10 protein-coding genes are annotated in these 11,808 nt (G+C 64.7%); 3 read left to right on the top strand and 7 right to left on the bottom strand.

The window, feature by feature from the left end; all coding sequences use genetic code 11:
* From B7Y64_RS15495 to B7Y64_RS15480, 4 genes are all read right to left on the bottom strand, one after another.
* On the bottom strand, positions 1–1,643 hold a 1,643-nt coding region (locus B7Y64_RS15495; protein ID WP_111866143.1), incomplete at its 3' end, for a Na/Pi cotransporter family protein.
* A gap of 100 nt (positions 1,644–1,743) precedes the next feature.
* Complete coding sequence (gene lspA / locus B7Y64_RS15490) at positions 1,744–2,253, bottom strand: signal peptidase II (RefSeq protein ID WP_291329350.1); 510 nt, start codon at positions 2,251–2,253, stop codon at positions 1,744–1,746.
* On the bottom strand, positions 2,253–5,096 hold the full coding sequence (gene ileS / locus B7Y64_RS15485) for an isoleucine--tRNA ligase (RefSeq protein WP_291329348.1): 2,844 nt from the start codon (positions 5,094–5,096) through the stop codon (positions 2,253–2,255). Before ileS ends, lspA begins: the two co-directional genes overlap by 1 nt.
* Before the next feature lie 106 nt (positions 5,097–5,202).
* On the bottom strand, positions 5,203–6,297 hold the full coding sequence (locus B7Y64_RS15480; RefSeq protein WP_291325477.1) for a bifunctional riboflavin kinase/FAD synthetase: 1,095 nt from the start codon (positions 6,295–6,297) through the stop codon (positions 5,203–5,205).
* Positions 6,298–6,463: 166 nt separating this feature from the next.
* Here B7Y64_RS15480 and B7Y64_RS15475 point away from each other — a divergent pair, with 166 nt between their 5' ends.
* Positions 6,464–7,021 carry an HNH endonuclease gene (locus B7Y64_RS15475; RefSeq protein ID WP_111866136.1) on the top strand — a complete coding sequence of 186 codons (558 nt, stop codon included), beginning with the start codon at positions 6,464–6,466 and terminating at the stop codon, positions 7,019–7,021.
* 95 nt (positions 7,022–7,116) lie between these two features.
* A complete protein-coding gene (locus tag B7Y64_RS15470) occupies positions 7,117–8,058 on the top strand; it encodes a bestrophin family ion channel (RefSeq protein ID WP_291329345.1) in 942 nt (313 codons plus the stop codon).
* Positions 8,059–8,129: 71 nt separating this feature from the next.
* Here the strand turns inward: B7Y64_RS15470 and B7Y64_RS15465 are convergent, their stop codons facing one another.
* The 3 genes from B7Y64_RS15465 to B7Y64_RS15455 are packed head-to-tail and all read right to left on the bottom strand — an operon-like array spanning position 8,130 to position 11,200.
* Positions 8,130–9,245, bottom strand: coding sequence for an acyl-CoA dehydrogenase family protein (locus B7Y64_RS15465; RefSeq protein ID WP_291329343.1), 1,116 nt, complete (start codon positions 9,243–9,245; stop codon positions 8,130–8,132).
* Positions 9,246–9,257: 12 nt separating this feature from the next.
* A complete protein-coding gene (locus tag B7Y64_RS15460) occupies positions 9,258–10,439 on the bottom strand; it encodes an acyl-CoA dehydrogenase family protein (protein WP_291329341.1) in 1,182 nt (393 codons plus the stop codon).
* Positions 10,440–10,486: 47 nt separating this feature from the next.
* Positions 10,487–11,200, bottom strand: a complete 714-nt coding sequence (locus tag B7Y64_RS15455) for a YceH family protein (protein WP_291329339.1) — start codon at positions 11,198–11,200, stop codon at positions 10,487–10,489.
* Between the two features lie 21 nt (positions 11,201–11,221).
* On the opposite strand from B7Y64_RS15455, the gene purN reads away from it, so the two are divergent.
* Positions 11,222–11,803 carry a phosphoribosylglycinamide formyltransferase gene (gene purN, locus B7Y64_RS15450; protein WP_024814300.1) on the top strand — a complete coding sequence of 194 codons (582 nt, stop codon included), beginning with the start codon at positions 11,222–11,224 and terminating at the stop codon, positions 11,801–11,803.
* Positions 11,804–11,808: the final 5 nt, after the last annotated feature.

Here is an 11,808-nt window from a genome sequence, read left to right as displayed (position 1 = left end):
AGCACCGAGGTGCGCAGCCGGCTGGGCGCCAGGGCGCCGGCCGATTCCAGAATGGGATAGGCCACCGAGCACAGCAGCGAATTGATGCGCTTGAGTTCGCTGATCAGGTCGATGTGCAGCGAGCTGGTTTCGATGCTCTGCACCGTGTTGTCGGACAGGCGCGCCAGGTGGGTGGCCGAGTAGGCATGCTCCAGGTCGCGAAAGCGCACCTTTTCTTCGAGCAGCTTTTGGGCATCGCGCACATTGCCGTTCAGGAAGACGCTCATGGCCAGGCGCAGGTTGTCCACCAGCCGCGCATGCAGCTCGTTGATCTCTTCCATGCCGGCATCGGAGAACTGGCGCCCCTTCTTGATCTTCTTGTCCTCGATGTCGATCAGCACCCGCTCGATGATGTCGCCGATCTGCTCCATGTTGATGGTGAAGCTGATGATGTCGGCCCAGCGCCGGCCCTCGCGCTCGTCCAGGGCCTCGCGCGAGATCTTGGTCATGTAGTACTTGATGGCCGAATACAGGTCGTCCACCTGGTCATCGAGTTTGCGCAGGTCCTGGGCCAGCTTGAGGTCATCGGTGCGGATAACCTGGTGCATGCCCATCAGCATCGACTCGACCACATCGGCCTGGTGCAGCGCCTCGCGGGCGGCGCACGAAATGGCCAGCGAGGGCGTGGCCAGGGCCGAGGGGTCCAGGTGCTGCGGACGGGCGCCTGCCGTGGGCGCCTCTTCGTGCGGCAGCAGGCGCTGCACCAAGCGCGCCACCGTGCCAGTCAGGCCGATGCACGCCAGGCCCACCACGGTGTTGAACGCCAGATGGAACAGCACCACCAGCGTGGCTGCATCCGGAACAAACGGGCGCACATGGCGCAGCCACAGGCCGACCAGCGGCATCATGATGAGCACGCCCACGATCTTGAACACCAGGTTGCCCAGCGGCACCTGGCGTGTCTGCACATTGGACTTGAGCGTGGTCAGCACCGCCAGCAGCCCGCTGCCCAGATTGGCGCCCAGCACCAGGCCCAGCGCCACTTCCACCGGAATGCCGCCAGAACCCGCCAGCGTGGCGGTCAGCAGCACCGTGGCGAGGCTCGAATAAGACACCACGGCCAGCACAGCACCGGTGAAGAGCTCCAGCAGCAGATCGCTGGTGAGCGCTTCCAGCAGGGTGCGCACGGTGGGCGACTGCATGAGGACCATGGTCGAATCGGTGATGAGCCGTAAGGCCAGCAGCATCAGCCCCAGACCGATCAGCACCCTGCCCACGCGCCCCACGGTGGTGTCCTGGCGCGAGATGAACAGCACCACACCGATAAAGATGAACAGGGGCGAGAGCCAGGACAAGTCCATCGCAAACACCACGGCCATCACGCTGGTGCCCACGTCGGCGCCCAGCATCACGGCCAGCGCGGCCGGCAGGCCCACCAGGCCCTGGCCGACGAACGAAGAAACAATGAGGGCGGTGGCGGTGCTGGACTGCACCAGTGCCGTGACGCCAATGCCCGAAAGCACGGCCGTGAGGCGGGTGCTGACGCTGCGCGAGATCAGCTGGCGCAGGTTGGCGCCAAAGACGCGCAAGATGCCGGTGCGCACCAGATGGGTGCCCCAGATCAACAGGGCCACGGCAGCAAGAAGATTGAGGAGATGCTTCATGGAAAGAAGCGTGCAACTATAGCCCCGCACACCGCCCCACCCGCGAGGGCCTTGGTGGCATTGGTCACGCCCGCATGGGGTGGGCGTGGGTGCTGCTGGCTCAACGCGCGTTTCTCACGCGCAGCAACTCGTCCAGGATCAGGCAGGCCGCGCCCACCGTAATGCCGGCGTCGGCAATGTTGAACGCCGGAAAGTGGTAACCCGCCCAGTGGAAGTCGAGAAAATCCACCACATAGCCGTGCATCAGCCGGTCCACCACATTGCCCACGGCGCCCCCAAGGATGCTCGACAGCGCAAAGCAAAACAGCTTTTGCCCCGGGTGCGCACGCAGTTGCCAGACGATGAACACCGTGGCGACCACGCCAATGCCCGTGAACAGCCAGCGCTGCCAGCCTCCCGCGTCGGCCAGAAACGAGAAGGCCGCACCCGTGTTGTGCGCCCGCACGATGTTGAAAAAGCTGGTGATGGTGGTGGCATCGCCCAGTCGGTAGTAGCCCAGGATCAGCGTCTTGGTGAACTGGTCGGCCAAAAGAATGACGACTGCCCAAGCCAGCCAGGGCCACAAACTAGCGCTTGGGCCGCGCACGAGCGAGGAGTTGCTCCGCGCCATCAGGCCACCTTGCGGTCTTCACCGCTGCCAAAGAGGTTGCTGGTGCAGCGGCCGCACAGGGTGGGGTGGGCTGCATCGTGGCCCACATCGGCGCTGTAATGCCAGCAGCGCTCGCATTTGGCATCAGAACTGGCCTTTGCGCTTACCTGTAAAGCGCTTCCAGCTATCAATTCAATAGTGGATGTGATGAAGACGAACTTCAGATCGTCCCCCAGGCTAGCAAGCAAGGCATGGTCTTCCGGTGCCACCGTCAACGTGACGCAGGCCTGCAGCGAGGCGCCCACCTGGCCGGCGGCGCGCAAGGCCTCGATGTCCTTGTTGACGGCGTCGCGGATCTCGCGGATGCGGCGCCACTTGGCCAGCAGGCCGTCGTCGCTCTGGCCCAGCGCCGAGAAGGTCTCCATGAAGATCGAATCGGAGTCGCCAAAGATCTTCCAGGCCTCTTCGGCGGTGAAGCTCAGGAACGGTGCCATCCAGCGCAGCATGGCGTGCGTGATCTGGTGCAGCGCGGTCTGGGCGCTGCGCCGTGCCAGGCTCTTGGGCGCGGTGGTGTAGAGGCGGTCCTTGAGCACGTCGAGGTAAAAACCGCCCAGGTCTTCCGAGCAATACAGCTGCAGCTTGGCGACCACGGGGTGGAACTCATACACCTTGTAGTGGGCCAGGATGTCTTCCTGGAACTGCGCGGCGCGCACCAGCGCGTAGCGGTCGATCTCGAGCATCTGCTCAAAGGGCACGGCGTCCGCGGCGGGGTCGAAGTCGCTCACGTTGGCCAGCAAAAAGCGCAGCGTGTTGCGGATGCGGCGGTACGAATCCACCACGCGCGCCAGGATCTTGTCGTCGATGGCCAGGTCGCCGGAGTAGTCGGTGGCGGCGCACCACAGGCGGATGATTTCGGCGCCCAGCTTGCCGCTCACCTCTTGCGGCGAGACGGTGTTGCCCACCGACTTGCTCATCTTCTTGCCCTGGCCGTCCACCGTGAAGCCGTGCGTGAGCAACCCGCGGTAGGGCGCGCGGCCATAGATGGCGCTGGCCAGCAGCAGCGAGCTGTGGAACCAGCCGCGGTGCTGGTCGTGGCCTTCGAGGTACAGGTCGGCCTCGGGGCCCTCGTCGTGGTGCATGCTGCCATGCGTGCCGCGCATCACATGCCAGAAGGTGGAGCCCGAGTCGAACCACACTTCCAGGATGTCGGTGCTCTTCGTGTAGTGCACGGCGTCCTCTGCGCCCAAAACCTCTTCGGCCGTCATGCGGCTCCAGGCCTCGATGCCGCCCTGCTCGACTATTGAAGCCGCCTGGTCGATGATTTCCATGGTGCGAGGGTGCAGCTCGCCCGAATCCTTGTGCAGGAAGAACGGCAGGGGGACGCCCCAGCTGCGCTGGCGCGAGATGCACCAGTCGGGCCGGCCGGCAATCATGTCGCGCAGGCGCGACTTGCCGTTCTCGGGGTAAAAGTGCGTCTGCTCGATGGCGGCCAGGGCCGTCTGGCGCAGCGTGCCGGGGGCCTTGTCTTTGGTGAACACGCCCTCGCCCTCGTCCATGCGCACGAACCATTGCGCGGCGGCGCGGTAGATCACGGGCGTCTTGTGACGCCAGCAGTGCGGGTAGCTGTGCGTGATGGTGGTGGTGCCCAGCAGGCGGCCTGCGGCCTGCAGCGCCTCGATGATGATGGGGCAGGCCTTCCAGATATTGAGCCCGCCGAACAGCGCCAGCGATTCGTCGTAGCGGCCGTTGCCCAGCACGGGGTTCAGGATGTCGTCGTACTTCATGCCGTGCGCCACGCACGAGTTGAAGTCTTCCACCCCATAGGCGGGCGACGAGTGCACGAGACCGGTGCCGTCGGTGGCGGTGGCGTATTCGGCCAGGTACACGGGCGAAAGGCGTTTGTAGCCGGCATCCACATCGTGCAGCGGGTGTTCAAACTCGATGCCCGCGAGCTGCTTGCCCTGGGTCACGGCCAGCACCTGGCCTTGCAGGTTCCAGCGCTGCAGGCAGGACTCGACCAGCGTCTCGGCAACGATCAGCAGGCCGCGCTCGGTGTCTACCAGGGCGTAGGGCAGCTCGGGGTTGAGGTTGATCGCCTGGTTGGCGGGGATGGTCCAGGCGGTGGTGGTCCAGATGACGGCGAAGGCGTTTTTGGTCAGCGCGGGCAGGCCGAAGGCGGCGGCCAGCTGGGCCGGGTTGTGCGCCTTGAAGGCGACGTCGAGTGTCTGGCTCTTTTTGTCCTGGTACTCGATCTCGAACTCGGCCAGCGACGAACCGCAGTCAAAGCACCAGTACACGGGCTTGAGGCCGCGGTACACGTAACCGCGCTCCATCACGCGCTTCAAGGCGCGCAACTCGCCCGCCTCGTTGGCGTAGTTCATGGTCTTGTAGGGGTTGTCCCACTCGCCCAGCACGCCGAGGCGCTTGAAGTCCTGCATCTGCTGCGCGATCTGCTCGGTGGCAAAGGCGCGGCTCTTGGCCTGCATCTCGTCGCGCGGCAGGTTGCGGCCGTGCAGTTTTTCGATGGCGTTTTCGATGGGCAGGCCGTGGCAGTCCCAGCCGGGCACGTACAGCGCATCGAAGCCTTCGAGCTGGCGCGCCTTGGTGATCATGTCCTTGAGGATCTTGTTCACCGCGTGGCCGATGTGCAGCTGCCCGTTGGCGTACGGCGGGCCGTCGTGCAGGATGAACTTGGGCTTGCCGCAGCGCGCGTCGCGCAGCTTTTTGTAGATGCCCTGGTCTTCCCACTCCTTGACCCAGCCCGGCTCGCGCTTGGGCAGATCGCCACGCATCGGGAAGGGCGTGTCGGGCAGGTTCAGCGTGCTGCGGTAGTCGGTGGGTGCGGGACTGGCGTTGTCGGACATGGATGGGCCTTAAAACGGGGCATTCCGGGGCTGGCCCGGGTCAAAAACGGGAAGAGGGCACGACAAGCGAGGGGTTTGGCATGCAGGCGCTGCGCAGGCAGCCACCTCAAATTCGGTCGCGCGTGGTCTGGCGCCGGGTCTCGGTGTGCAAACTGGTGAGCGTGAGGGCGTGGGCCGACGCAAAGTAGGCACGTGCATCAGCGCAGTCTTTGGCAATGCCCGCCGTCAGGGCATCAAGACTGTCGTATTTCAGCTCATCGTGCAGTTTGTGCAGCAGTTCCACGCGCACGATTTTACCGTACGCCACTTCAGGCCCTAGATCGGCGGGCCAGGTCAGGCAATGGGTTTCGAGCAGCACGCGGCCACCGTTCACGTCATGGGGGTCCAGCGAGGGGCGCACGCCCAGGTTCGCCACGCCCGGCAGCGGGGCATCGCTCAGGCCATGCACTAGCACTGCGAAGATGCCGCTGGCGGCGGGCTTCCAGTGGGCAAAGCGCAGATTGAGGGTGCGAAAGCCATCACCGGCCTCGGCGCTGCTGGCGCCCAGCGCGCGCCCCAGCTTGCGCCCGTGCACGACATGGCCGCTGATGGCGTAGGGCCGGCCCAGCAGGCGCGCCGCCGCTTGCATGTCGCCCGCAGCCAGGGCCTGGCGCACGGCCGAGCTGGATATGCGCAGGCCAGGCCCGCTGCTGCCGGGCCGCGCCTGGGGGGCAGAGATTTCGTAGCTGTTCATGCGCGCCACATCAAACCCGTGGGCCGGGCCAGCTGCGTCAAGCATGGCGTAGTCGCCCGCCCGCTGGGCGCCAAAACGGAAATCGTCGCCCACCAGCACATAGCGGGCGCCCAGGCCGCGCACAAGCACCTCGTCGATGAAGGCCTGGGGCGACTGGGCTGCCAGCCGCGCATCAAATGGCAGCACTATGGTTTGCTGCACGCCGCAGCGATTGAGTTCGGTGAGCTTGTCGCGCAGCGTGCCGATGCGTGCCGGGGCCAGGTCGGGCTTGCGGTGCACGCCCGCGAAATAGTCGCGCGGATGGGGCTCGAACGTGAGCACACAACTTTCCACGCCCCGTTGCGCAGCCTCGCTGTTCAGCAGGGCCAGCATGGCCTGGTGGCCCCGGTGCACGCCGTCGAAATTGCCAATGGTCAACGCACAGGCGCGGGCGATGCCCGGGTGGTGGAAGCCGCGAAAGATCTTCATTGGTTTGATATTGTTTTGATAGCAGTCTGCGCTGATGTATCAAGCGCAAGACGCCAATTTGTCATGAAAACGGAGTATATTGTGACCCACGGATGGCCCGGCGCAGGGCTGCCCGCGAGACATCACCGTTCCGATCCTTGTGTACTTTTGTTCCAGGAGGCGTGTTTTGAAGGTCTTGAAACTGTCAGCCCAAGGGCTGCCCCAATCGTGGATCACGTTGGAGCAGGCGGTGATTCACTACGCTGCCGCAGAGGTGCGCTGGGAATCGGGTGGGCAGATCGCCCGCTTTAGGGGTGGCTACAGCGCCATCACGGGCGAGCAATCGGTGATTTCCGTCAACAGCATCATCGGCACCCGGGGCGTGTCGGGCATCAACCCCTTCGATCTCAAGCCCAGTCTCACCAACAGCAAGCTGTTTGCGCGCGACCGCAATGTGTGCGCCTACTGCGGCGGGCATTTTCATGAAGAAGACCTCACGCGCGAACATATCGTGCCGTTTGCGCGCAACGGGCAGAACCACTGGATGAACGTGGTCACCGCATGCCGCCCCTGCAACCACCGCAAGGGCCCGCGCACGCCCGAGCAGGCGCACATGCCGCTGCTGTACGCACCCTACGTGCCCAGCCTGTGGGAAGACTTCATTCTGCGCAACCGGCGCATCCTGGCCGATCAGATGGAGTTTTTGATGGCGCATGTGCCCAAATCATCGCGCTTACTGGCCTGACGGGGCGGCCCGATGCCTGGTTATGCAGGGCGCGCGGCCTTCGTTGCCGGTAGACTGGTTGTGGTCAAATAAGCGTTTACCCTTGGTTTTTCGGCATGATTGTTCGTGAGCGTCCCTCCGGGCTGCGGTTGTTTCTGGTGCTGCGCGGCTCGGTGCTGCAACGTATCCGCCTCACCCTGCTGCTCAATATCTTGCTGGCAACGCTGGTCACCGTGATGCACGGCAACCTGTTCTCGCTCAAGATCACGCTCACCGCCATCCCGTTCACCCTGATCGGCCTGCCGCTGGCGATTTTTCTGGGGTTTCGCAACACCACCGCTTACGACCGCTACTGGGAAGCGCGCAAGCTGTGGGGCGAGATCGTGCACCGCACACGCACGCTGTCGCGCCAGTGCCAGGGCCTGATCCACCTGCCGGTGGCGCTGGACCCCGCGCGGCGTGACGACGACGTGCGGGTGCGCATGGTGCACCGGGCGATCGCGTTCGTTCATGCGCTGCGGCTGCAGTTGCGCGATCAGCGCGATGATGCGGTGCTGCAGCGCTGGCTGACGGCAGCCGAGTTTGAACAGACCCGCAGCAGCCTCAACCCCGCCAGCACGCTCATGCTGCACATGGGGCGCGACCTGGGGGAGTGCGTGCGCCAGGGGCAGATCGAGCCCTGCCTGGCGGTGCCGTTGGATGCCACGCTGTCGTCCCTGACCGCATCTGCCGCATCGTGCGAGCGCATCAAGAACACGCCCGTGCCGTTTTCGTACACCCTGCTGCTGCACCGCACGGCCTACATGTACTGCTTTTTGCTACCCTTTGGACTGGTGGACACCACGGGCTTCATGACGCCGTTTGTGGTGGGCATCGTGGCCTACACCTTCTTTGGCCTGGATGCGCTGGGCGACGAAATCGAGGAACCCTTCGGCCTCGAAAGCAACGACCTGCCTCTCGATACCCTGTGCCGGGCCATCGAAATCAATTTGCGCGAATCGCTGGGCGAGAAGGACCTGCCGCCGCCCTTGTATCCGGTGAATTTTCAGCTGACCTGAACCGTGGACTTGCCGTGAGCGCGGAAAAAAAACCGCCCGAAGGCGGTTTGTCTTGGTGCACGACCCAAGCTTCAGGCAAACACCCCCGCCGTGTCCTGCATGCGTGCCGACACTTCACCCAGGTGGTGCAGCGTGTCGCCAAAAGCCACTTCCAGCTGCGTGAGCTTCTTGAAATAGTGGCTCACGATGTACTCGTCCGTCACGCCGATGCCGCCATGCAACTGCACGGCCTGTTGGCCCAAAAAGCGCATCGACTGGCCCAGCTGCACCTTGGCGCGGGCCATGGCGGCGCGGCGCTCGGGGGCGGGGGCGCCGAGCTTGAGGCTGGCGTAGTAGCTCATCGAGCGGGCCAGCTCGAGCTGCATCTTCATGTCGGCCACGCGGTGGCGCAGGGCCTGGAAGCTGGCGATGAACACGCCAAACTGCTTGCGCTGGTTCATGTATTCGACCGTGATGGCCACGGTCTTGTCCATCACGCCCACGGCTTCGGCGCAGGTGGCGGCAATGCCGGTGTCCACGGCCAACTCCAGCGCGGCCAGGCCGTCGGTGGTGATGAGCGTGGCGGGGGCGTTGACGAGGTGCACTTCGGCCGCGCGGCTGCCGTCCTGCGTGACATAGCCCTGCGTGGTGGCGCCGCTGGCGGTGCGCTCCACCAGGAACAGGGCGATTTGGCCGTCAAGCTGCGCGGGCACGATGAAGGCATCGGCCTTGTCGCCAGCGAGTACTACGCTTTTGATAGCTGTTACCGCATATCCTGATTGCGCTTTGGCCGCTTTTGCATCGCAAACGTCCAGGCGGTAGCGTGCCTTGCGCTCCTGCTGGGCCAGCACCACCAGGGCTTCGCCGCTGGCCACGCGGGGCAGCCAGGCGCCTTGTACGTCGGCCGGTGCGTAGTGCGACAGCACACTGCTGGCGATGAAGGCTTGCGCAATCGGCTCCAGCACCATGCCGCGGCCCAGTTCTTCGGCCACGACCATCGCATCAATGGCGCCCTGGCCCATGCCGTCGTGGGCCTCGGGCACGGTCAGGGCGGTCAGGCCCAGCTCGGCCAGTTCGCCCCAGGCGGCGCGGTCAAAACCACCGGCGGCCACGGCGGCGCGGCGGCGCTCGAAGGTGTAGCCCTTGTCCACCCACTTGCGCACGGCGTCACGCAGTTGTTCCTGGTCGTCAGAAAAATCGAAATCCATGTTCTTGTCTCCTTAGCCCAGAACCGTCTGCGCGACGATGTTGCGCTGCACTTCGTTGGAGCCACCGTAGATGGTCGTCTTGCGCAGGTTGAAGTAGGTCGATGCCAGCGGCGCGTTGGCGGTGACGCCGCCGGGGAAATTGCCTTGCCAGCCGGCTTCCATGGCCTCTTCGATGAAGGGCATGGCAAAGGGGCCAGCAGCCAGCATCATGAGCTCGGCATAACGCTGCTGGATTTCGCTGCCCTTGATCTTGAGCAGGCCTGCAATGTCGAGCGAGTTCTTGCCCGATTTTTCGGCCGAGAGCACGCGCAGCACCATCATCTCCAGCGCCACGATGTCTACTTCGAGCAATGCGATCTGGTCACGGAAACGCTGGTCATCCCACACACCTTCGGTTTTGGCGATACGTTTTAAGCGCTCGAGCTCGCGCTTGCTGCGGTTCACGTCGGCGATGTTGGTGCGCTCGTGGCTGAGCAGGTGCTTGGCGTAGGTCCAGCCCTTGTTCTCTTCGCCAATAAGGTTTTCGGCCGGCACTTCGACGTTGTCGAAGAACACTTCGTTGACCTCGCATTCGCCATCGAGCAGCTTGATGGGACGCACGGTGACGCCGGGCGATTTCATGTCCAGCAGCAGGAAGGAAATGCCGGTCTGGGGCTTGCCCTCAGTGCTGGTGCGCACCAGGTTGAACATCCAGTCGCCGTGCTGGCCCAGCGTGGTCCAGGTCTTCTGGCCGTTGACGATGTACTTGTCGCCCACGCGCTCGGCGCGCGTCTTGACCGAGGCCAGGTCCGAGCCCGAGCCCGGCTCGCTGTAGCCCTGGCTCCACCACACTTCGCCGCTGGCGATGCCGGGTAGAAAGCGTTTTTGCTGCTCTGGATTGCCAAAGGCCATGATCACCGGGGCCACCATGACGGGGCCAAACGGAATGATGCGCGGTGCGCCAGCCAGGGCGCACTCTTCTTCAAACAGGTGCTTTTGCACGGCCGTCCAGCCGGGGCCGCCAAACTCTTTGGGCCAGCCAAAGCCGAGCCAGCCCTTCTTGCCCAGAATCTTGGCCCAGCCTTGCAGGTCGTCGCGCGTCAGGCGCAAGGCGTTGTGGACCTTGTGGGAAATTTCCTTGGGCAGGTTGCTTTGAACCCATGCGCGAACTTCTTCGCGAAAGGCCTGTTCTTCGGGGGTGAATGCGAGATCCATGCGGTGCGTCTCCTAATGATTCTGTGTTTGTAGCACGGTCGTTCGTTTTAGGCCTGTCCGGGTGGTGACATGGGCGCGGGGTCTGGGGAAATGCCAAGTTCAGCGCACAGCCGCTGCACGATGTTGCGCAGGCTCGCCACTTCGGCCTCCAGGGTGTCCACGCGGGCCTGCAGTGCGGGGGAAGGACTGGAGCCCGCCCCGCCTGCGGGTGCCTGGCTGGCGGTGGTGTCCACCGGCCCACACATCAAGTGCGCCCAGCGCTGTTCGCGTGCGCCGGGCGCGCGAGGCAGCTGCACGACCAGCGGGCCGCCTTTTTCGGCACTGCGCTCCTGCAGTTCGTCGAGAAAGGCTTCCACCGAGGAAATGTCGGCGAAGCGGTACCAGCGCTCTGCGTTGATGCGCAGCTCGCCCGCCGTCTGCGGGCCACGCAGCATCAAGAGGCCCAGCAGCACGGCCGATTGTTCGGGCACGCCCACGCCGCGCTGGAAGTTGTGCTCCCAGCGGGTGGTGCGGTTGCCGCTGGTTTCCAACGCCAGGGTCAGCAGCTTGAGGGAGTCCAGCGCCTCCTGCGCCTCGGCATCGCTGAGGTTCATCACCGGGTCGCGGCTGGTTTTCTGGTTGCAGCCGGTCAGCAGGCCGTTGAGCGACATGGGGTAGCTGTCGGGCACGGTGCGGGCTTTCTCCATCAGCGTGGCGAGCACGCGGGCCTCGTTGGGCGTGAGGGGGCGGGAGGCGGGGCTGAACGGTGTGGGTGCTGACATGGCAGGGATAATCCGGTGCAAATGAAGAATATCGTGATTTTGATCTCTGGCGGTGGCTCCAACATGGCGACCATCGTCAAGACCGCACAGCAGGAGCAGTGGGAGCAGCGCCATGGCGCGCGCGTGGCGGCCGTGGTCAGCAACAAGGCCGATGCCAAGGGGCTGGTTTTTGCCCGCGCGCAGGGCATTGCCACCGCAGTGCTGGACCACAAGGCGTTTGCCAGCCGTGAAGCGTTTGACGCCGAGCTGGCGGCCACCATCGACCGCCACCAGCCCGCGCTCGTGGTGCTTGCCGGGTTCATGCGCATCCTCACGCCGGGCTTTGTGGCGCATTACGCCGGGCGGCTGATCAACATCCATCCCTCGCTGCTGCCGGCCTTCACCGGGCTGAACACGCACCAGCGCGCCATTGATGCGGGCTGCAAATTTGCCGGTGTGACGGTGCACCAGGTGACGGCCGAGCTGGATGTGGGGCCCATCCTCGATCAGGCCGTGGTGCCGGTGCTGCCCGGCGACACGGCGCAGACACTGGCCGCCCGGGTGCTGACGCAGGAGCATGTGATCTACCCCCGTGCCGTGCGCGCGCTGGTCCGGGCGCTCTAAGCCTG

It is taken from the genome of Acidovorax sp. 35-64-16, assembly GCF_002281195.1.
Taxonomy (GTDB): domain Bacteria; phylum Pseudomonadota; class Gammaproteobacteria; order Burkholderiales; family Burkholderiaceae_C; genus Acidovorax; species Acidovorax defluvii.
Note: the sequence above shows the minus strand (reverse complement) of the source record. Positions and strands in the feature narration are given on the sequence as shown.